The 20,011-nt window shown below is 69.1% G+C and carries 22 protein-coding genes and 5 pseudogenes; 11 read left to right on the forward strand and 16 right to left on the reverse strand.

What is annotated here, in order from left to right:
- Positions 1-2 precede the first annotated feature (2 nt).
- The gene (locus tag HYQ63_RS07860; RefSeq protein ID WP_179933181.1) at positions 3-161 is read left to right on the forward strand and encodes a hypothetical protein; all 159 of its coding nucleotides are present in this window, start codon (positions 3-5) and stop codon (positions 159-161) included.
- Positions 162-520: 359 nt separating this feature from the next.
- On the opposite strand, the gene HYQ63_RS07865 is transcribed toward HYQ63_RS07860, so the two are convergent.
- On the reverse strand, positions 521-2,968 hold the full coding sequence (locus tag HYQ63_RS07865) for a sel1 repeat family protein (RefSeq protein ID WP_179933182.1): 2,448 nt from the start codon (positions 2,966-2,968) through the stop codon (positions 521-523).
- 205 nt (positions 2,969-3,173) lie between these two features.
- On the opposite strand from HYQ63_RS07865, the gene HYQ63_RS07870 reads away from it, so the two are divergent.
- Both HYQ63_RS07870 and HYQ63_RS07875 read left to right on the forward strand, forming a co-directional pair.
- Positions 3,174-3,356 (forward strand): hypothetical protein, encoded by a 183-nt coding sequence (locus HYQ63_RS07870; protein ID WP_179933183.1) that lies wholly within the window; start codon positions 3,174-3,176, stop codon positions 3,354-3,356.
- A gap of 147 nt (positions 3,357-3,503) precedes the next feature.
- Complete coding sequence (locus HYQ63_RS07875; protein ID WP_179933184.1) at positions 3,504-3,647, forward strand: hypothetical protein; 144 nt, start codon at positions 3,504-3,506, stop codon at positions 3,645-3,647.
- Positions 3,648-3,745: 98 nt separating this feature from the next.
- Here HYQ63_RS07875 and HYQ63_RS07880 read toward each other — a convergent pair whose 3' ends face one another.
- Positions 3,746-4,543 (reverse strand): SAVMC3_10250 family protein, encoded by a 798-nt coding sequence (locus tag HYQ63_RS07880; RefSeq protein WP_257231712.1) that lies wholly within the window; start codon positions 4,541-4,543, stop codon positions 3,746-3,748.
- A gap of 432 nt (positions 4,544-4,975) precedes the next feature.
- On the opposite strand from HYQ63_RS07880, the gene HYQ63_RS07885 reads away from it, so the two are divergent.
- On the forward strand, positions 4,976-5,758 hold the full coding sequence (locus HYQ63_RS07885; protein WP_257231714.1) for an IS5 family transposase: 783 nt from the start codon (positions 4,976-4,978) through the stop codon (positions 5,756-5,758).
- Here the strand turns inward: HYQ63_RS07885 and HYQ63_RS07890 are convergent.
- From HYQ63_RS07890 to HYQ63_RS07900, 3 genes and pseudogenes are all read right to left on the reverse strand, one after another.
- Positions 5,724-6,206, reverse strand: a complete 483-nt coding sequence (locus tag HYQ63_RS07890) for a hypothetical protein (RefSeq protein WP_179933186.1) — start codon at positions 6,204-6,206, stop codon at positions 5,724-5,726. The genes HYQ63_RS07885 and HYQ63_RS07890 overlap by 35 nt on opposite strands.
- A 187-nt stretch (positions 6,207-6,393) precedes the next feature.
- A pseudogene (locus HYQ63_RS44435) lies at positions 6,394-6,495 on the reverse strand (IS481 family transposase); the annotation flags it as partial.
- 94 nt (positions 6,496-6,589) lie between these two features.
- Positions 6,590-6,859: pseudogene (locus HYQ63_RS07900) on the reverse strand (transposase family protein); the annotation flags it as partial.
- A 366-nt stretch (positions 6,860-7,225) separates the two neighbouring features.
- Here HYQ63_RS07900 and HYQ63_RS07905 point away from each other — a divergent pair.
- Together HYQ63_RS07905 and HYQ63_RS07910 are read left to right on the forward strand one after the other, a co-directional pair.
- Positions 7,226-8,322, forward strand: a pseudogene (locus HYQ63_RS07905) (integrase core domain-containing protein).
- The gene (locus tag HYQ63_RS07910; protein WP_179933187.1) at positions 8,319-8,465 is read left to right on the forward strand and encodes a hypothetical protein; all 147 of its coding nucleotides are present in this window, start codon (positions 8,319-8,321) and stop codon (positions 8,463-8,465) included. The pseudogene HYQ63_RS07905 and the gene HYQ63_RS07910 overlap by 4 nt, the downstream one beginning before the upstream one ends.
- Before the next feature lie 16 nt (positions 8,466-8,481).
- Here the strand turns inward: HYQ63_RS07910 and HYQ63_RS07915 are convergent, their stop codons facing one another.
- The 4 genes from HYQ63_RS07915 to HYQ63_RS07925 form a co-directional block, all read right to left on the reverse strand.
- Entirely contained in the window at positions 8,482-9,723 is a 1,242-nt protein-coding gene (locus HYQ63_RS07915) for an amidohydrolase family protein (RefSeq protein ID WP_179933188.1), read from the reverse strand.
- Between the two features lie 184 nt (positions 9,724-9,907).
- The gene (locus tag HYQ63_RS07920; RefSeq protein WP_306664814.1) at positions 9,908-10,480 is read right to left on the reverse strand and encodes an Rrf2 family transcriptional regulator; all 573 of its coding nucleotides are present in this window, start codon (positions 10,478-10,480) and stop codon (positions 9,908-9,910) included.
- A gap of 230 nt (positions 10,481-10,710) precedes the next feature.
- Complete coding sequence (locus HYQ63_RS44440; RefSeq protein WP_306664815.1) at positions 10,711-10,839, reverse strand: hypothetical protein; 129 nt, start codon at positions 10,837-10,839, stop codon at positions 10,711-10,713.
- A complete protein-coding gene (locus HYQ63_RS07925) occupies positions 10,836-11,435 on the reverse strand; it encodes a TetR/AcrR family transcriptional regulator (RefSeq protein WP_179933190.1) in 600 nt (199 codons plus the stop codon). Before HYQ63_RS07925 ends, HYQ63_RS44440 begins: the two co-directional genes overlap by 4 nt.
- A gap of 118 nt (positions 11,436-11,553) precedes the next feature.
- On the opposite strand from HYQ63_RS07925, the gene HYQ63_RS07930 reads away from it, so the two are divergent.
- Together HYQ63_RS07930 and HYQ63_RS07935 are read left to right on the forward strand one after the other, a co-directional pair.
- On the forward strand, positions 11,554-12,303 hold the full coding sequence (locus HYQ63_RS07930; RefSeq protein ID WP_179939858.1) for an SDR family NAD(P)-dependent oxidoreductase: 750 nt from the start codon (positions 11,554-11,556) through the stop codon (positions 12,301-12,303).
- A 14-nt stretch (positions 12,304-12,317) separates the two neighbouring features.
- A complete protein-coding gene (locus HYQ63_RS07935) occupies positions 12,318-13,067 on the forward strand; it encodes an SDR family oxidoreductase (protein WP_179933191.1) in 750 nt (249 codons plus the stop codon).
- 59 nt (positions 13,068-13,126) lie between these two features.
- On the opposite strand, the pseudogene HYQ63_RS44445 reads toward HYQ63_RS07935, so the two are convergent.
- From HYQ63_RS44445 to HYQ63_RS07955, 5 genes and pseudogenes are all read right to left on the reverse strand, one after another.
- Positions 13,127-13,306 (reverse strand): annotated as a pseudogene (locus tag HYQ63_RS44445) (IS5/IS1182 family transposase); the annotation flags it as partial.
- 349 nt (positions 13,307-13,655) lie between these two features.
- Positions 13,656-14,453 carry a DUF1963 domain-containing protein gene (locus tag HYQ63_RS07940; RefSeq protein ID WP_179933192.1) on the reverse strand — a complete coding sequence of 266 codons (798 nt, stop codon included), beginning with the start codon at positions 14,451-14,453 and terminating at the stop codon, positions 13,656-13,658.
- Positions 14,454-14,511: 58 nt separating this feature from the next.
- Complete coding sequence (locus HYQ63_RS07945; RefSeq protein ID WP_179933193.1) at positions 14,512-15,105, reverse strand: helix-turn-helix domain-containing protein; 594 nt, start codon at positions 15,103-15,105, stop codon at positions 14,512-14,514.
- A gap of 56 nt (positions 15,106-15,161) precedes the next feature.
- Positions 15,162-15,386, reverse strand: a pseudogene (locus tag HYQ63_RS07950) (hypothetical protein); the annotation flags it as partial.
- Between the two features lie 19 nt (positions 15,387-15,405).
- Complete coding sequence (locus HYQ63_RS07955; RefSeq protein WP_179933195.1) at positions 15,406-16,095, reverse strand: nitroreductase; 690 nt, start codon at positions 16,093-16,095, stop codon at positions 15,406-15,408.
- 107 nt (positions 16,096-16,202) lie between these two features.
- On the opposite strand from HYQ63_RS07955, the gene HYQ63_RS07960 reads away from it, so the two are divergent.
- From HYQ63_RS07960 to HYQ63_RS07970, 3 genes are all read left to right on the forward strand, one after another.
- Positions 16,203-16,817, forward strand: a complete 615-nt coding sequence (locus tag HYQ63_RS07960; RefSeq protein ID WP_179933196.1) for a TetR/AcrR family transcriptional regulator — start codon at positions 16,203-16,205, stop codon at positions 16,815-16,817.
- Positions 16,818-16,926: 109 nt separating this feature from the next.
- Positions 16,927-17,115, forward strand: a complete 189-nt coding sequence (locus HYQ63_RS07965) for a transposase (protein ID WP_373689042.1) — start codon at positions 16,927-16,929, stop codon at positions 17,113-17,115.
- 69 nt (positions 17,116-17,184) lie between these two features.
- A complete protein-coding gene (locus HYQ63_RS07970; RefSeq protein ID WP_179933198.1) occupies positions 17,185-17,385 on the forward strand; it encodes a hypothetical protein in 201 nt (66 codons plus the stop codon).
- Between the two features lie 332 nt (positions 17,386-17,717).
- On the opposite strand, the gene HYQ63_RS07975 is transcribed toward HYQ63_RS07970, so the two are convergent.
- Together HYQ63_RS07975 and HYQ63_RS07980 are read right to left on the reverse strand one after the other, a co-directional pair.
- Complete coding sequence (locus HYQ63_RS07975) at positions 17,718-18,482, reverse strand: SDR family NAD(P)-dependent oxidoreductase (protein WP_179933199.1); 765 nt, start codon at positions 18,480-18,482, stop codon at positions 17,718-17,720.
- The gene (locus HYQ63_RS07980; RefSeq protein ID WP_179933200.1) at positions 18,479-19,906 is read right to left on the reverse strand and encodes an MFS transporter; all 1,428 of its coding nucleotides are present in this window, start codon (positions 19,904-19,906) and stop codon (positions 18,479-18,481) included. The genes HYQ63_RS07975 and HYQ63_RS07980 overlap by 4 nt, the downstream gene beginning before the upstream one ends.
- Between the last annotated feature and the right edge of the window lie 105 nt (positions 19,907-20,011).

The raw sequence follows: 20,011 nt of genomic DNA on the forward strand, positions 1-20,011 counted from the left end.
AAGTGATCATCAACGAACAAGATCCACTTTCGCAACAGACCCTAGCCGACTTCCTCGCCAACCGCGCCGAAAACGCCGCCCGGCAAAACTGCGAAGCCAAGCACCGTCCCGCCATCGACCACGAGATGTACGACCGCGACATGATGGAGGAGGCACTATGAATCCCCCCAAAGAAGACCGCTGCGCCGAGGAACTGACCGAGGAGGAGACCGGTCTCGCCCCCAGGCCCAGCAGATCTACGACAAAACCGGGCTGGCCATCGAAATCGGCCGCACCGCCCACCAGCGCCGCACCGACCTGGGCTGGTCCCAGACCGAACTCCCCCGCCACGCCGACATGACCAGCCCGCCACCGCCCGCCTGGCAACCAGCATCACCCTCCCCTCCACCCGCGCCCCGCTATGCGTGGCCACCGCCCTGGGCCAGCCACTTCACATCACCATCGGCTACGCAGCCTGACCAGGGGCGACGAGTTTCCGAACAGCACACACCACCTCCCGGGTGCACTCCCGTCAGTGCTCTCACCCGGGCTGACTCCGCCCTTCCCGCTCGGGTTCGATCGAAGTCGTGAGGCCGACCGCTCTCGGGACGGGCCAAGGCCACGACTCGGACAGCGTTCCGTCGGCCTCGATGCCGTGGCGCTCGTAGCTGTCCACCGGCTCCCCTCGGGAAGAGGCCAGGTCGAACAACCAGTCGTCGTCTCCGGTGTCGATAACCGCGAGGTACAGCCGCTCCGCCTTCTCAGGGTGTCCCGACTCTGCCGCCCACTGCGCCAGCTTCCGCAACGCTTTGGAGTTCCCCAACCAGCCAGCCGCCTGGTACAGGCGTTCGGCCTCCTTGCGGTTTCCTTTACGTTCGTGCGCATCCGCGAACAGCTCGTGCATACTGCCGTACTCCAGGAACCAGCGGGTCACGGGATCGGCGTCTGGCCTGTTGTGGCGCAGCACATAGGAGTCGACGTCCTCCAAGACGAACAGGGCCGTGTCCTCGGCCCCGGAGGACGAGGGCTCCAACGCCTCCCGTCGCTCCGCATTTCGATCCGCTTCCCATCGCGCCTCCCAATCAAGATGCCTTCGCGCGGAGTCGTTTCCCAGCTCAGCTGCGGCCAGGTACAGCCGCCTGGCCCGGACTCGGTCCCCGGACAGTTCGTGCCGGAGTGCCAGCCTCGCCAGGGCGTCCGGGCGCACGGCATCAGTAGCGTCTCGGAGTATCCGGTCCGCTTCCGCGGACTCCCCCGCCTTCATTCGCCGCCACGCCAGTTCGCTCGCCGCCTGCCCTTCGCCCGCGGCTGCGGCGGCCTCGATGAGCCGGTGTGCCATCTCGTGGTCTTCGGCCCGGTCCATCTGCATTGCGAGCACGAACAGGGCGGACGGGTTCCCGGCGTCTGCACTGGCTGCGTACAGAACGGCGGCGTGGCGCAGCCTCGCGCGCTGCTGGGCGGCGCAGGCGAGGCGGTGGAGGTCCGTGGCATCCGTGAGGTGCTCGGCCGCGGCGTCCCAGAAGGAGGCAGGCGGGCAGACGGTTCGGCGGGTCCGGTCACCGTGCTGCTGCAGGAAGTCGGCAAGGCGCACCATGCCCGACACAATGCCCATCCGGCCCGGACGGGCGACGTTCTGTAGCGGGCTGGTGGTCTGCTTGACGACGGTGCGGGCGCGGGCGAGCGCCCGGGTGAACCACTCGGAGCCGACGGCTCTTTCGTCGTCGTCTAGGTAGCCCGGGGCTGCGGCCTCCAGGAAGGCAAGCGGCAACGGTCCGGTGACGCCGAGGCGGTGGGCGTCCATCGCGGCGCCGAGAACGGCCCTGCAGTGGATCCCCGCCTCGCCGACGGGGTGCTCGTAGAAGTCGACGAGATCGGGGCCAGCGGCCAGGACCTGGGTCAGATCGGCGAGGCCGGAGTCCAGGGCCACGGCCAACGAAACATCCTCGCAGGCAAGTTCCCTGGCGGACTCCAAACCTTCGGCAAAGGTCCGGGGCACGTGGACATACGCGGCCTGGGCGAGAAGCGCGCGGGATAGCCAGTGCTGATCGGGACCGCCGTGGCGGAACCCGCCGCCGTGACTGTGGCAGTGCCCAGCGCCCCGCAGGGTCTCGAGGTGTTCCGGCCGCAGCGTGGCGACCACCGCGAGCGGCCCCTCACCGTCAAGGCGCCGTAGCAGCGCCGCGGCGACCGCCTCGCCCCTCGGGCCGGTGAGGTAGTCCTGGGCCTCGTTGAGCCACAGCACACTCCCCGGCCCGAGGGCCTCCGCCGCTAGGACGTCCAACAGACCGGCCGGGTCCACCGGGAAGAGCAGCAGAACATCCGGCGACACCGCCGCACGCAGTCCCTCGAAGGCCGTTCTGCTCTTCCCCGTGCAAGAGCCCCCCGCCACCACGATCAGACTTGGCCGCGCCCCCGCCGCTACCGCCTCCGACAGCAGGCCGCGCAGCCGCTCATCATGCGGGCGGAGCACGTAGCGAGGCAGGACGAAGGCTCGTCCGCCGCCGACACCGTCACCGACAGGTCGTCCAGGGATGGCCGGGTGCACGCCGAGCCGCTGGGCGCTCCACGCCCCGACCGGTCGCGGGCGGTCCGCGAGCGCGGCCTGCCGGGCACGCCGCTCGTCCTCCACCAAGGCCGCCCGCGCCTGCCGGCGCTCGACCGCCGAGCGGGTGTCCTCAACCCGGCGCTCGCGCTCCTCGGCGAAGGCCGCGCGCCAGCGCCCGGGATCCAGCAGCTCGGCAGCGGTCTTCCCGGAGTCATCGACGGGGCCGTCCAAGGCGCCCGTGCGGGCGGCTTCGGTACGGATCGCGCCGAGGACGACGATCAGTTTCCCGAGGTCCTGCGGCAGGTTCGCACCGTGGAGCCAGGTACCCGGCGTGCCGGGGGCGACCTCCGCCAGCCGCGCCAGTTCCCGGTTCGACGGACGGTCGCGCAGCGCACAGCGCTTGAACTCCCCCACCCGCCGGAGATCCGCCAACACGTCACCCATGCACCCGCTCCTCACCGACCGCCTGCGGCCCGGGTGTCCGATCCGCCGCCATCGGACACCCGGGAGCGTAACAACCCGGAGCGGCACCTCGGGTGCCTCGTGATCGATCTGCCGCAGAACCTCGCCGGACACGCCGTCGGACGGACAGGGTCTCCGCCAAGCCCCCTGGCCGGCGGGGGCACCGCCCGAGGAACGGATCGTCCCGATGACCCAACAGCAGCTCTTGGCCCTCCTCCTGGCCCTGTCCGTCGCCCTCCACCTCGGGTGCGCGGCCGCGTTCGTCGCGTGGCGCGAAGGCGCCCGCCCCGGCGCCGCTCTCCTGATCGGCGGGAGCACCGCAGGCGCGGCGGGCAGCCTGTACCTGACCGCCATCAGTGCCTACCGCTGAGAACTCCCAGTCGATGGGGCCTGGTCACAGAACTGTTCCCGGCATGCCGGGGCCGCCAAGCCCACTACTACCCCGCCCGCGGGAACATGGCGACGCGTCCGCTCTTCTCGAACCGTCGCTGCCCAACTCGGCCTGGCCACCACCGAGGTGCTTCTCGCCTCCTGGCCTGCCGCTCCGGACGACTGGCCGCGCCTGGTCCACCCGACCGTCCACCAGATGCTTGGCCTCTGCGCCGCCCTCACCGTCGCGACCACCGCCCTCGACCTCTCCAATCGCCTCGCCGAGGTCTGACCCGTACCCCCAGCACCACGAAGCGGCTCCGTCCTGGCAGGGCTGAGCCGCTTCGCGCGTCTCGGCCACCGGGCGCTCGTGGCCCGGCTCGGGGCGGATCAACGCGCCGGCGGGTAGACCCGGAAGTTCCAGGGCCGTCGGCGCCGCGTCGGCTGCGGGGTCAGGGCTCCCTCCCTCGGCGGCGGGGCGGTCTCGACGTACAGCGGGCTCGCCACGATCAGGCGGTGCTGTCCGTCCACCGGTTTGAAATTGCACAGGACCCGGGCGTGGCCGTGCACATGGGCGGGGCCCTGGCGCCAGGAGATCATCATGTCGTGGGCCACTCGGGCCGCGTACTCCTGCATCCCGTGCCGCGTGCGTACGAGGGATTCGGGGAGCGTGGTCTCGCCACGCTCCTCCAGGGCCACCAGCTCGGCGGCCATGTCGTGCAGCCAGTCCGACCCGGACCCCATCCGGGTCGGGGGCTGGTCCTCCTGACCGATGACGTGCCGGGCGGAACCGCACAGCAGCACCTCGACACCCGCACACTCGGTTCCCTCGGTGAACCGGGGGCAGAGCAGGGGGCTTTCGTGGGAGGTGAAGGTATACACGCCCTTGTCGTGCAGGCCCCAGTCACGGAGGCGGGGTCCTCTGTAGAAGGGGCCCGAGAACTCCACCCATTCGTCCATTCCGACGGAACGGCACGAGGCCGGGACCGCCGTGTGTGCGGTGCAGGTCTTCTCCAGGTGCGCGATGGCCGTTTCCAGATCCGGGCCCTCGGGCTCTCCGGTGCCGGGCGGTTCGGCCCCGCCGAGCGCCACACGGGCCGAGGCGCCGAACGCCGTCGTCTCGACCTCGACGGGTCGGCCCCCGAGGAGACGCGGACGGCCGCCGCCGTGGAAATGCCTGAGTTTCAACGGAGAAAAGTAGAGCAGGTCCCGCATCCGACCCCCCACAGCTCGAACCGATCAGCAGCACCACGAGCCTACTGATCGTACTCGGCCCGGCCTGCGTGGTGGCGGTTCGTGTGAGTTCTCATTGGTGTTGAGGTAGTGCCAGTCCTCTGGCTTTGTGGTCTTAGAAGCCGTTGCCCTATCGATCACGGTGATCACTGGTTCGAGTGCAGTGACTCGGTTGGGTGATCTCCAGCCGAAGCAGGCATGAAAGCAGGGCCTCCTGCCCAGCTCGGGATTGCTGAAGTCCTTCGAGCGTCAGGAGGCCCTGTGCCGCAGTCTTGCGTTCCGTTGTCCTCGTCGTCCAACTCGGTTGCTCGGTCGTGTGATTGCCTCGCGCACGTGTACGGCAATGCGGGGGATCGTTCGGACAGACGGCCTCGGTATCCGTCGGACATGACGGACGCCGAGTGGGCCGAGGTGCGGGGCTTGCTGCCGGTGCCGGGATGGCTGGAGGGCAGGGGCGGGCAGCCGGAGGGCTACTGTCACCGGCAGATGATCGACGCCATCCGCTACCTCGTGGCCGGCGGCATCACGTGGCGGGCGATGCCTGGCGATTTCCCCGCCTGGGACCGCGTCTACGCCTTCTGGCGGCGCTGGCGGGACAACGGCCTGATCAGCGAGTTCCACGACCGGCTGCGTGACCGGGTCCGCGAGGCCGGGGGACGGGACGCGGAGCCGACGGCCGCGGTCATCGACGCGCAGTCGGTGAAAGCCGCCGCGTCGGTGCCCGCCGCCAGCCGGGGCTTCGATGGCGGCAAGAAGGTCAACGGGCGCAAGCGGCACATCGTGGTCGACACTCTCGGGCTGCTGCTGGCCGTGATGGTCACGGCAGCGTCGGTCACCGACCGGGACGCGGGCCGGGTCCTGCTGGCCCGGCTGCGGCACAGGCATTGGCGCGTGGCCAGGGTGTGGGCCGACGGCGGTTACACCGGGCCGCTGGTCGACGTCGCCCGCAGCCTCTGGCAGATCGCGCTGACGGTGGTCAAACGCAGTGACGGTGCCTCCGGGTTCACCGTGCTGCCCAAGAGATGGCTGGTCGAGCGCACGTTCGCGTGGCTGATGCGCTCCCGCCGCCTGGCCCGCGACTACGAGAGCCGCACCGACAGCGCGGAGGCGATGATCTGGTGGTCGATGAGCATGGTCATGAGCCGCCGCCTGGCCCGGCAGCCTCACTGAACCTGCCCGGCACCGTCTCGGCCAGCCAGCCCCGCGCGGCCAGGCGCTTGACCTTCGACCGCACCCCCTCGACTTTCGCCGGGACTACCGCCAGACCGAGTGCCGCAGCGAGCTGCCGACAGTCCACCGCCTCCCCGCCCTGGTCGGCCACGATGGCCATGATCCGCCGATAGTCCGGCGCCAGTACGCCGACGTCGAGTCCTTCCCTCCACACCGGCACCACCGAGCCGGGCACCGCACCCACGACCGGCCGCTCTCGCCCATCAGACACGGTCACCGGTGCATCCCCGCGGCCGCTCGGCTCCGCCAGGACCTGCCCGACCGTCTCACGAGCGATCACGAACCGCTCCAACGCGGCCTCCGCTTCCCGCAACTCGGCCTGAAGAACCTCCACCCGCTGCTGGGCAGCACGCTCGCGTTCCTCCAGCAACCCCATCACCGACGGCACACGGCACCTCCACCGAGGAGACAACACGACACGCCATCACTGCCGCACGAGAAACGGACTATGCCTGGCCAGCACAAACGCAGCAGTCACGCTCGGAAAGACAACGGCTTCTAGGACGCGCTCGATGCGTGCCGTGGGCGCGGAAGAAGGCGGCTGCGCGGCTGAGCAAGTCTGCGCTGGTCACTGCCTTCTCGTCGACGTGGATCAGTCCACCGGGGCGGTCGCGTTCATAGCGGCGGATCACAGCGCCGGTCGGCCGGTCCAGCCAGGCCAGGCGGTTGATGCCGTGCGCGATCGCGCAGACGAGGCTCCGGGCAGCGGCATCGTCCAACGCCGGGCCCTGCGGGGCCGTCTGGCTGTTCGCCGACATATATTGAGCTTCTTCAGCGGTGCCGCTCCAGGGTGAGTACGGCTTTGGCGATTGACGTCATGCGGTTCGGGCTGCAGCGGGCGTGACGGAAGATCCGCCAGGACTTGAGGCGGGCGACGCCACGCTCGGCCGGGGCGCGGGTCCGGGCCAGCGACCGGTTCACGGTCTGCTGGGTGGGAGTGAGGCCGTGGTGCGGCCGACGCTTGACGCCGGTGGTGCCCCAGGGACCTCCTCCTTGGTAGGCGAGGTCGGCCAGGATGGGGATGCCCTGGCGTTCGCAGACCGCCTTGTCGAGGCCGTCCTTCGAGCCAGTACCGGCTGGAGTTCGGCGCAGGCGAGTCGCTAGGGCCGTAACGCCCCGCCCACGGGCGGGTTGGCGGGCACAAGGTGCTTGCCCCTCCCACCTGGTCAACACGGGGACATTAGGCAAGCAGTCAGGCCCCATGGGCACGGCTGTCCGGTGAACCAGGGTGCCCGGTATGCCCACCGTATGAGGGGCTCGGTCAGACCTGCGCCTGACCTTGCGCCTGCCGAAAAACCCGTCCGCCCTGGTGGGAAGTGCTGTGCGAGGGTGTAGGGAGTCTCGTTGGAAGGCGCTCGCCCCCGTGCCCTCGCGCGGCTATCGATCGTCGCGGGATGATGGTCGACCGTGCTACTGCGACTGGGCTACCTGGCTGTGACCCACGCGTTCGCCACGCTGCGCCTGCTACCGATGAGCGACCGCGACAAGGACGCGGAGATCCTTGCCCTGCGCCACCAGCTGACGGTGCTGGAGCGGCAACCCGGCAAGGAGAGGGTGCGGTTCACTCCAACCGACCGGGCGTTCCTGGCGGCGCTGCTGCACCGGCTACCACGGGACGTGCTCGGCAGCGTACGGCTGCTGGTGTGCCCCGACACGGTACTTCGCCGGCACCGCAGCGTGGTCGCACGCCGCCACGCGGCTGCCTCCCGGCCCAAGCGTCCCGGAAGACCCCGCACTGTCCAGTCCGTGCGGGCCCTGGTGCTGCGTCTGGTGAAGGAGAATCCCGGTTGGGGCTACCGGAGGGTGCATGGTGAACTTCTCGTCCTGGGCGTGAAGGTCGCTACGTCCACCGTCTGGCAGATCTTGAAGGAAGCTGGGATCGACCCTGCACCCGAGCGGGCCTGCAGTAGCTGGGCCGACTTCTTGCGTTCCCAGGCCGATCCCCTGCTGGCCTGCGACTTCCTGGAAACAGTCACCTTGTCCGGGGCCCGACTGTACGTGTTGGCGGTGATCGATCACGCCAGCCGACGCATCCGGATCCTGGGGGCGACCGCGCACTGACCGCCTCATGGGTGACGCAGGCCGCCAAGAACCTGGTCATGGACCTTGAGGACGCGGGCTGCCGGGTGCGGTTCCTGATCCGGGACCGGGACGGGAAGCTCCCCAGCCTGTCCGATGCCGTCCTTGCCGATGTGGGGATCGAGGTCGTCCTCAGCGGTGTCAGGATACCGAGAATGAACTCGGTCATGGAGCGATGGGTGCAGACCTGCCGGCGCGAACTACTGGACCGGACCTTGATCTGGAACCACCGGCACCTGCTCTATGCGCTGCGGGAGTTCGAGCGGTTTTACAACACTCATCGGCCACATCAGGGCATCGCCAAAGCCCGTCCGCTGCACCCGTTACCCGCGCCGATCATCGATCCGGACCAGATCGCCAGCCTTGACATACGAAGACGCGAGCGCCTCGGCGGCATCCTCCGCGAATACCGACATGCCGCATGACCTGGGCGGATGAGATTTCCGGCAAGCGCAGCGTCAACCGCCTGAAACAGTGGCGAGGCATCGCCACCCGCTACGAGAAGACCGCCACCATCCATCTGGCCGGACTCCACACCGCGGGCGCCTTCCTCTGGCCCGCCCAGTGATTCCGGATGGCGCTGCCTAGCGCTTGTCGACGGCGAGTTCGCCGTTCAGGATCACCATGCGGAGGTCGCGTACGTTGCGGATGTCCGTGGTGGGATCGGCGTTCAGCACGAGCAGGTCGGCGCGCTTGCCGGGGGCCACCGTGCCGAGGTCGGGTCGGACACACTGCCGCGACGCACCGCTGGTGCCTGCGGCCAGTACCTGGGTGGGCGTCATCCCGGCCGCCACCATGAGTTCGGCCTCTTCCAGAGTGTTGGCTCCGAACAGGCCCCGACCGCTGAAGGTGTCGCTGCCCAGCGCGATGTGCACGCCGGCCTCGGCGACCTTCCGGAGATTGCCACGGGCGTCCGGGTGGGAGTCGTCGATCCAGAGCGTGGGTGTGTAGGTGATGCCGTGTTCGAGCATCAGGTCGATGAGCGAGCGGTCGGTGAGGGGCTCGACGGTGACCCCGTGCTCCAGGCCGTCTGCCCCCGCCTCGATCGCCTCGCGTGCCGCGGCTTGCTGGGTGGTGTGGACGGTGACCCGAAGACCCCGCTCGTGCCCGGTCTCGATACCCGCCCGAAGGAGGTCGAGGGGAAGCCGTTCCAACTCGACACCATCCGGAAAGGCAGGATTCTGCCAGAGGTATTTCGGCCCGCCGGAGTGTGGGCACGCCCCCTCTGACAGGAGTTTGATCGCGTCCACCTTGCGGTCAGCCAGGTGGTGCACCAGGTCGCGGATCTCCTGCACGCTGCCGGCCTCTCTCGTGAAGCGCTCGCGCGCCCAGGGGTTGTCGCTGAAGACAGTGGCGGCGGGGTGCCCACCGCGTCCGGTGATGCCGCAACCGGCCGCCAGAAGTCGCGGGCCACGCAGCGTGCCTGCGGCGATTCTGGCCCGTGTGGCCAGGATTCCGTCCGTCGGATCGCCCACCGACTTGATGGTGGTGATCCCGTGGTCGAGGAACAGCCCGAGCCTTCCGGGAAGCTCGTTCTCCTCGAAGGCCCGCATCGAATCGGGATCGGAGACCGCGCGCACGTCGTAGAAGTGGATGTGCGTGTCGATCAGGCCCGGCATGACCCATCCTCCGGCCGCGTCCACCTCCTGTCTGCCCCTGAGCGGCTCGGTCGATACGGAAGCGATCCGTGCGCCGTCGACGGCGACGTCATACAGACCGGTGAGCGCCTGGCGGCCGTCGAAGACATGTGCGCGACTGATCACGAGGTCGTAGGTCGCAGGACCGCGAGCCTCGGCGCTCGCGATCGCTTCGTCTTTCTGGTTCATCGCTCTCACTCCTGGCACGTTCTGAGTAGGTGTTCAGGTTCGGGTGCGTGTAGATGGACCGTGCGGCCGCTGACACCGGGAGTCGGGAGGCCCTGGAGCACCGCGCCCCCGAGCAAACTGCAACTAAGCGAGTTACAGTTTGGGCGTGCGTCAAGACGCAGGACGTGTATGCGTCACCGCTGAATCAGTGGTCCTTCGCTTCGTTGTCGGAGGCCAGTATCTGCTGCAGCAGGGCGGCGATCGTCGTCCGGCCGAGCCGCTCCTCCAAGGCTCGCTCCGCGTTCTGGAACTCGACGTCAAGCAGATTGCCGATGTTGCGGCCGACCACGCACGCCCCGCTGGGCGGATGGGGGTGCCTCGAGAAGACCTGCTCCCCCTCCACGGCGGCGTACGCGTCATAGAGCGTGATGTCCCGCGGGGCGCGAGCAAGGGACCAGCCACCTCCACGCCCCTCGGTGGACCGCACCAGGTGAGCGTCTCGCAAGCGGCCGAGGATGCGCCGCACAAGAACTGGATTGCTTTCGAGGCTGTCCGCGATCTCCGCGGAAGTCAACGAGCCTCCACGCCGGTGCGCCAGCATCGCAAGCGCGTGAATCGCGACCGCGCTCCTGCTGCTGAGCCCCGCCATCTCCGACTCCTGTCGCCGCCAGCAAACTGCCACCAATCTAGTTGCAGATGATTCGATGGTCAACCGAGTCGTCCGGGCCCCTCGGACCCGAGCAGGCCGGATGCACCCTGGCCGGCTCATCGCCTTCATGGCCCGACACCTTCGGGGTCTTGCCGCATCCACTACGAGATACGCCCCTACCTCCACCAGGGCTCCGCCGACTCGGGTGCTCGGGCGGGCCCATCGTCCGTGATGCCGACATCAGCGACACGACCCGGGGCCTCACAGGTCTGATCGAGAGCGGCGAGTTCACACGGATCCTGCAACGCCTCGACGAGTGACAGCCGCCCGGCCTGCACTTCTCATTCCGAAACGATCGATCAGTCGCCGCAGGCGACCGACTCGGGATCCGCGTCGAGCGCCTCGGGTACTGCGTCGCCGTTCGCCATCGCCCGCTCGGCCAGCATGTGGACCGGGTCGATCAGCGCCGTCCCGAGAGCTCCGGTCACGCCCGCAGCCCGTCCAGCGCCGTGTCGATCGCCGCCAGGGCCGCAGCCCTGTCGAGCCCCGCCCTCGATACGAGCGAGAGACCTTGGACCAGGTAGAGCAGCATCTGGGCCTGGGCCGCGGGACGGGCTTTGTCGGTGACCTCTCCGGCGGCCTGTGCGCGGCGGAGCGCGTCGGTGACGATGTCGGTGAACCGGTGGTACGAGCGGGTGACGATCTCCGTGGCTTCGCTGTCCTGGGGGACGAGTTCGGCGGTCGTGTTGCCGACCAGGCAGCCGTGCGGCATGCCCACGTCGGAGATCAGTTCGTCCAGCCGCGCGGGATGGGTCAGGATCTCCCGCAGGGCGGGCAGGAGCGGGCTGGTGTCGAGGGCGGCGATCAGGTGCCGCTCGTACACCTCCCAGTAGAGCCTGACGGCTTCGAGGTAGAAGCGGCGCTTGTCGCCGAATGTGCCGTAGAGGCTGCCGCGCTCGACGGCCAGCGCATCGACCAGGTCCTGGACCGACGTCGCCCCGTACCCCCGGGACCAGAACAGTTCGAGTGCCCGCTCCAGCGCTTGTTCCTTGTCGAACTCGCGGGGGCGTCCGGTTCGTGCCACGTGCCCGATACTACGACTTCTTGACTCCTTGTTCAAGAAGTCGTAGCTTCCATTGAGTCACTTCTTGAACGCACGCACAGAAGTCGGTCGCTCGCCGGCCGGCACGAAGGGCGAAGCAATGGAATTCGCAGGCAAGACGGCACTCGTCACCGGATCCGGCGCGATCGGCGGACTCGGGCACGCGACCGCCAAGGTGCTGGCCACGGGCGGAGCCGACCTGATCCTGACCGGCACCGATCCACAGCGCGGCGCCCAGGTCGTGGAAGACCTCGGCGCAGCCGGTGGCACTTCCGCCGGGACGGTGCGTTTCGTCGCCGCCGACGTGTCCGACTTGGCAGGCGCGCGACAGCTGGCCGCGGACGCAGGAGCCGTCGACATCCTGATCAACAACGCGAGCGTCATGACGTTATCCCCGACCACCGGGCAGGATCTCGCGAGCTACGACGCCGCCTTCGCGGTCAATGTGCGTGCCCCGTTCCTGCTCACCGCTCTGCTCGCGGAGAAGATGGCCGCCAACGGCGGCGGCAGCATCGTCAACGTCAGCTCCACCGCGGCCGGCCTCGGCATGCCGGGCATGGCCGTCTATGGCGCCACCAAGGCGGCGCTCGAATCGCTGACCCGCACCTGGGCGGCGGAATTCGCCGAGTCGAACGTGCGGGTCAACGCCGTCGCTCCGGGCCCGATGGGCACCTCGAAGGTGGTCGCGGCGATGGGACCGGACATGGGTGGCATGGGCCTGGCCACCGCACTCAAGCGCACCTCCGACCCGGCCGAGGTGGCCCACGTGATCGCCTTTCTCGCCAGTGACCGGGCCAGTTACATGACCGGCGCGATCGTGGCCGTCGACGGTGGCCGCACCGCAATCTGAAAGGGGCCAGAAACATGGATCGTCTCGCGGGAAAGCACGCGCTGATCACAGGAGGGACGAGCGGCATCGGCCTCGAAACGGCCCGCGAGTTCCTCGCCGAGGGAGCGACCGTCGCCATCACCGGCCGCTCTCAGGAAAAGCTGGACGAGGCAGCACGGCAATTGGACGGCCCGCTGCTGACCATCGCCAGTGACGCCGGCGACGTACCCGGCCAGGCGGCGCTCGCGGCGCGGCTCCGGGCGGAATGGCCGAAGCTCGACATCCTGATGAGCAACGCCGCCGACGTCACCCACCTCCCCATCGAGGCATGGACCGAGGAGGCGTTCGACAGGCTCGTCGCGACAAATCTCAAGTCGCCGTTCTTCCTGATCAGGGACCTGCTACCGCTCTTCTCGCAGCAGTCCTCGGTCATCCTCGTCGGCTCGGTCTCCGCCTACATCGGACACGAGAACGCGACGGTCTACGGCGCGGCCAAGGCGGGCCTGCTCTCCTACACCCGCGGGCTGACCCATGAGCTGAAGGACCGGGGGATCCGCGTCAACGGACTGAGCCCGGGCCCGACGATCACCAACGCGTTCGCGCCGCTGGGCCCCGAGCGCCAGGCCGCCCTCTACGAAGAACTCCGGCAGACCGTGCCTCTCCATCGCCTGGGAACCGCCACCGAGCTGGCGAAGGCAGCGGTCTATCTCGCCTCGGACGAATCCACTTACACCGCGGGGACCGTGCTGCGCGTTGACGGGGGCATCGGGCAGCTCGCGTACTAGTACTGCAACGGTGGTTGCCGTGACGGGTGGCCAGCTTGGTCGTTGTAGTGGGCGTGGGCGGGCCGGACCTGCGGCCGTCCCGGTCCCTGGCGGGGCACCCGGATCGCCTCCTTCACGGTGGTGAACTGCGTGCAGCCGTTGGTGTTCCCGCTCGTGACGGTGAAGGCGAGCGGGCGGCCATAGACATCGCAGGCCAGGTGGATTCTGCTGGTCAGCCCACCTCGAGAACGGCCGAGACCGGGACTGTGCAGCCCCCTCTTCGGGCCCCCGCCACATGCAAGGCCCGGCCGCCAAAGGGACCGCCGTACGAGTCGTGCCAGGGCAACGCGGGCGGCGTCGCAGCGGCCGACCGGGGCCACCCCGACCGCAGCGCCCAGCCCCGGCAACACGCCCGGGCGCGGGATACAGCGGCTGGCCAGGTACAGGCGCACCGCTCGCTTTCGTGACCTAAAACACCGTCCCGGCGTGGGTCTGCCGCACAGATTCCCCGGCACGGGGCAGGAGGGCGCACCGCCCCACGGCCCCGGCCCGCGCCCCCGCGTTACCTCGGCCGCGTGTGCGTCCGACGGGTGCGGGCAAGGCCGGGCGTCATGCCCTGTCGACGTGGCCGTACACGCGATCGAAGCGCAGGGACGCCAGGTCCTGGCGGCGGATCATCCAGCTGACGACGTGCGAGTCCAGCTCGCGGACCTGCTCACCGCAACGCCAGGTGGCCAGCAGGACCCAGTCGTCGGTGTCCGCCGCGGTGTCGCCGGTCTCCGACTCGTCGTCCCTGGCGAGGAGAAGAGGGTCGTCGTTGATGACAACAGGGTGGGCGCCGAGTGCGAACGTCCAGGTCGGCCAGGAGCCCCCCACGTGCGTCCAGGCGCTCTCCAACTCCTCGGCGAGTTCGTGCTCCTCGTCGTCGGGGGCGTCCCACCTGGCCTCCGCGAAGCTCTCCGGCATCGGCGGGGACAAGTGGTGCCACGTCGTGCGCATATCCTGCGACTCGAACGGCCCGTACCCGGTCTCCACACGCCGGACGGCCGCCGGTGTCCCGGCGGGGACATGGCACACCGCGTCACTCATCGGGCCATGCATGCCCAGCTCCAGGTCGGCGAAGAACAGCAGGTGGCCCGCTGACGGCAGGGGGAGTCCGGTGGCGCTCTGGGGTATCAGCGCGCAGTCGACGCGGGCGATCAAGGGGTGGCATGGATCCGGGGCGCCTTCCGGCAGTACCGGATCACCACCCATCCGCGCCGCGAGCGGCCCGTCACCGCCCTGTGTGAAGAACGTGCCCGGCACAGCGGCCCGTATCCACTCCTCGGCCTCCTCCGCCGGCAGCCCACGGAACGCCGCCTCGGCGCGGAAGCGATGCACTCTGTCGGTATTCCAGTCATCGATCACAGCCACACCCTAGCCAGGAGGGACAACACCGCAGGGGGACCGCAGCCGCGGCAGCGGTTCACCGCGGCCAGGGCAACCGACCTGGCCCCGCGTCCTGAGTCCCGTGTGCCGGGCGCCCGCGGCGACCTGCTCCGAAAGCTCCGCAGGCCGACGACGCCCCGAGAGGGCCCTGAGACCAAGGGTCGAGGCGGCCGCCGCGCACCTGCATATCCGGGACACCTATCTGTACCGATATGCAGGCCGGGCCGCCGACGCGTGGCAGATCCGGCGGCGAACTGCCACGACACCCTCCGCGGGGTACTCCGGTCCAAGCCGGAGCACGGGCAGAACGAGGGTGGAAGGACACCGGCCGGGAGCACCGCCAGACACCGGCCTTGTGGGTGTGTCCGCGAAGGTTCAGCGGAGTCGGGGCAGGCGGTCCGGGGCGCAGCGGTCTTCGCCGGTGCCGGCCCCGCCACACCGACCGACCAGGTCCGTGCGCAGTCAGCCGGTCCAGGCCCTCGGCTTCGTAGCGTCGGCGCCAGGTGTAGAAGCACTGCCGAGTGATGCCGTAGTAGCGGCGGGTCGCGGCGACGTTGCCGCTCACTTCCTCGGCGTGGCGCAGCACAGCGAGCCGATGCCGGGCGCGTCTTGCGAGCTCGCGTTCAGTCATGCGGGTCTCCTAGGGACGGGAGACCCACCTGTCAATAACGTCCGTCAGTTTTAAACCTAGGCGGTTTCGTTTGGATCATCGGGCGGACCGCAGGAGATGCCGGCGATGTGGAGTCCGGCCAGGTGGATGGCCGCGGTCTTCTCGTAGCGGGTGGCGAGGCCGCGCCACTGCTCCAAGCGGTTGATGCACCGCTCGACGGTGTTGCGTTGCTTGTACGCCTCCCGGTCGAAGGCCGGCGGTCTGTCGCCGGCCGGTCCGCGCCGCATCCGGTTGGCCTCCTGCCGACTCACACGAAACTGCCTAGTCATGGAAGGCCGTGGTCGACTCGAGTGGAGCCCGCTCGGCCTTCACCCGATTCACCGGCGCCGTCTCGTCGGCGTACCCGAAGGAGATGCCAACGAGCAGCTTCCCTCCGGTGACGCCGAGTTCGGTGCGGACGGTGTCGGCGTAGAAGCTCAACAGTCCCTGCGGGCAACTGTCCACGCCGTACGCGGTCATTGCCAGGAGCAGGGTCTGCATGTAGGCGCCGACATCCGCGGCCAGCCGGGCCTCTCCGTCACCGTGGACGAAGAGGAAGGCCGCGTGTGGCGCGCCGTAGAAGCGCAGGCTCTCCGAGTCGTAGGCCGCACGTGCCGTGTGATCGTCGGGGCCGATGCCCAGCGCCCCGTACAGTTCGGCACCGAACGCCGCCCGACGTGTCTGGTGCACCTGCGCGTACATCCCCTCGGAATACGGGAAGTCCACCGAGGTGCGCCCCTCGGCGTGGGCCGTCTGCAGGGCACCGGCCAGGCGCTGACGTGCCGCGCCGCTCACCACCTCCACCTGCCACGGTTGTGCGTTGGAGTTGGACGGCGCGGTGCCGGCCAGCGAGAAGATCCTGCGCATCGTGTCCTCGGGTACGGGTTCCGGACGGAACGCGCGGGTCGCGTGACGACCGCGTATCAGCTTCTCCGCGCAGTTGCTCAGCTCAGTGGAGACGAACCGGCTCATGGGACTCCTTGATGACGAAAGAGTTCATGTAAACGGTACCGTTTACATGCGGAGGTCACCTTAACGCGGCGCGCCGACCCAAGTAAACGAGTACGTATACTTACTTCATGAACACGACCGTGAGTACGACGGCCACGGCATCCCGGCGGCGAGGGCGTGGCGGGCGGGAGCGCATTCTGGCTGCCGCCGCCCGACTGTTCGCGACCCAGGGCATCAGCGCGACCGGCATGGAACAGGTCGCCGAGGAAGCGCCGGTGTCCAAGCGGACGCTCTACGCGCACTTTCGCACCAAGAACGATCTGGTCATCGCCCACTTGCAGGGCCTCGCGCTGTCGGGGGCCACCCTGGAATGCGTGCTGACCCGCGAGGACATCCCTCCGCGTGACCGGATCCGCAGGTTGTTCGACCAGCCGGTGACGGACGCGGCTCCGGTGCGCGGGTGTCCGTTCATCGATGCCGCCGCGGAGTTCCCCGACCCGGAGAGCGCGGTGCACTCCTACGCCCGGGAGCAGAAGCTGCGCATGGTGCAACTGATCGTCGCGGTGGTGACGGAGCTGGGCTGCCGCGAACCCCTCCTACTCGCCGAGCAACTGGCCACCCTCGCGGACGGGGCGGCCAGCCGTGCCATGGTGCTGGACGAATCGGACTACGGCCGACACGCGCGGGCGGCGGCGGAAGTCCTCCTCGATCAGGCTTTGCCGGGAAAGACGGGAAAGGGCTGACGAGGAAGACGTCGGGGCCGGCGCGGTCGAAGGGCTGGAGGCGCGCTGGTGACCCGAACGAAACGGCCCAGGCGGTTTCCGTTCGGATCAGCTGCTCGTTGGTCCGGGTGTGTCGTTGACTGACGCGCAGTGGGCGCGGATCGAGCCGTTACTCCCGGACCGGACGCCGAAACGGGGCGGCCGGTGGCGAGACCACCGTGAGATGATCGATGCGACCGCCTTCAAGTTTTGGACCGGGCGCTCCCAACGGCCGCCAGTCCCGTCGAAGGCCCGACCAGCCGGGCACAGGGCGGACTGAATCGAGGTATCGGCATCCGGCAGACCAGCAGCACCCGTCCATCTGATGCCCCATCAAGTCGAGCGTCAAATGAGCGTCGAGGCGATGCTGTGCCGCTCGAAAAGTCATCGCTGCACGTCATGCCGCATGTCTGTATTCGTTGATGAGGCCGCCGAGGATCCGGGTGCGCAGGACTGTGTGGATGTGGAGGTCATACGCCGCGGCGCGTTGTTCGTGAGCGTCAGGTGGGAGCTGGCAGCGGGCCTGATGAGGTCGGTGCTGCGCCGGTGATCGCGTCTCGGCCAGGGCAGGTGGTGGTACTGGACTCGTCACCATTGCCGTGGAGTGGCGCGGGCACGTGCAGGCGCTGGGCGAAATGAACCGTGAGCAGTGGCCGACGTATCAGCGGGGGTTGGGCGACCCGCCGAGGGGTGTGGATCAGGATGGGGCGCTGGTCGGTGACCACCAGCGCGATCTACCTGCACGCCTTGCAGTAGCTGGAGATGCGCGCCCGGCTGGAGCTGGTGTCCGAGGATGTGTGGGAGCCAGCCGGGTACAGCGCGGACGGCTGGGCCCACAAGAAGTCGGCCCTTGTCGCCCGTTCCGCGGGCGGAGTCGCTCCGTCAGCTGCCCATTCCGAGCCGGGCGCCGCCGGCGACATCCAGGCTCAGGCCGGTCAGGTACCGGTTGGCCGGGTTGGTGAGGAAGGTGATGGTCGCCGCTACCTCCTCCGGCTCGGCGAACCGGCCCATCGGGATCTGCGCGGACCGGGCTTGGCGGGCGCGCCGGTCCCCCTCGGGGTCGCCGCCGCCGGCGCGGGTCGCGAGCTGGTCCCACATGGCGGTGTTGACCGGGCCGGGGCACACGCAGTTGACCGACACGTTGTCCGGGCCGAGTTCCAGAGCCAGTGACCAGCAGATGTTCAACACGGCGGCCTTGCTGGCGTTGTACGGCACGTACGCGCGACGGGCCTCCTTCGCGGCGACCGAGGCCACCGCGACGATGGAGCCGGAGCGCTGGGCCTGCATGACAAGGCCGACTTCGCGCAGTACGGAGAAGGCACCCGTGGCGTTGATCGCCATCACCCGGGCGAACTCGGAGCTCGAAGTCGTGAGCAGGTCCGGCTCGTTGCCGAGAACGCCGGCGGCGTGCACCAGGACATCGATCGCCCCGTACTCCGCCTTGATCCCGGTCACGGTGTCGCGCACCGACTGCTCGTCGGTGACGTCGAGTTCACGGAAGTCCGCCAGCCACTTCGGGCGGCTGTCCGATGCCGTGCGGTCGCAGCCGATGACCACCGCGCCCGCTGCATGCAGTCGTTCGGCGGTAGCGGCTCCAATGCCTCCGCTGGACCCTGTGACCAGCGCGATCTGGGACGGGGCGGTCATGGGGTGTCCTCCGTGGACTTCGTGGATTTCGTGGATGTGGAGCTGTACTCGGCGTCGGATACCGCAGCAAGGGGCGTGGTGGAAGTGGTGTGCGTGCCTGCGCTGCCCGTCTCCGGCAGGGTCAGGTAGACAATCAGGCAGAGCAGGACGATGGCCGTCATGTACACCGCTACGCCCATGGGGTGGCCCGCCTCGATGAAGGCGCTGGCGATGAGCGGTGCCGTCCCACCGAGGGCCGCGATGACGATTTGGTGGGCCACACCGATGCCGGACACGCGAACGGCGGCGGGGAACAGTTCGGCCTGGATCGTCGGGTAGACCCCCTGCCAGATCGCCAGGACCACCCAGCCGGAGACGGTCACCGTCACATATATGCCGAATCCGGGGTGCTGCAGCAACAGCAGCAGCGGATAGAAGAGCACCACCATGCCGATGGCCCCGATGATGGGGAACGGCTTGCGCCGGCCGATGCGGTCGGACAGGGCACCGCACAGCGGCACGATGATCACCAGCAGGCCCAGCCCGATGGTGTTGCCGGCCAAGGCGGAGTCCAGGTCACGGCCGGTGGTCAGGTGCGCGTAGGTGGGCAGGAAGGTGGCCCACGTGTAGTAGGCGACGGCCGGGGCCGACAGAGCCGCGGTTTGCAGCAGTGCCTTGGGGTGCCTGCGCAGCAGTTCCCGCAGTCGCAGGTTCTCGGGTTGCCGGCCGGCGGCGGACTCCTCGACGGCGGCCTCGAACTCCGGGGATTCGTCGGCGCGCGAGCGCAGCAGCAGACCGACGACGCCGAGGAGGCCGCCGATGGCGAACGGGATGCGCCAGCCCCACGTCTCCAGGTCATGGGTGTTCAGCGTCGAGGTGACGATCGCCCCCATGCCGGTGGCGGCCAGCGTCGCCAGGCCGCTGGCCACATTCGACAACGAGCCGAACAGGCCGCGCCGGTCGGTCGAGCCGTTCTCCACCATGTAGGCGATGGCGCTCTGCATCTCGCTGCCGGCCGAGATGCCCTGCAGTACGCGGGCGAACAGGAACAGCAGCGGCGCCGCGTATCCGATTGCGGAGAACGGCGGGGTGAGCGCGAGGATCAGGCTGCCCGCGGCCATGCCGCCGACCGTGGTGGCCAGGACGACACGGCGGCCGTAGCGGTCGGCCAGGGGGGAGATGATGATGCCGCTCAGCGGACGCACCACGAACCCGACCGCGTAGGTCAGCAGGGCGCCGATCAGCGACATCGCCGGGCCGCCCCCGGGAAAGATCTGGCTCGAGAAGACGGCGGCCAGGAGGCCGTAGATGTACCAGTCGTACCACTCGATGAAGTGGCCGACGGTGCCCGCCAGGATGTTCAACCGCCTCCCGCGGGGCGGGGCTTCCGCGTGGCCGGTGGCGGAGGGGGACTTCGGTGAGGCTGTTCTTGGTGCGTTCGCCATTGAGCGCTCCTCAGTGCAGTGAGGGATGGGGCTGTGCGAACAGTCGGCGGTCTGGGGCGCCGCGGACCAGGGGGTTCCGGTCGATTCCGGTCGACGCTGTCGGCG

This window comes from Streptomyces sp. Rer75 (assembly GCF_013414305.1).
In the GTDB taxonomy this organism is placed as follows: Bacteria; Actinomycetota; Actinomycetes; order Streptomycetales; family Streptomycetaceae; genus Streptomyces; species Streptomyces himastatinicus.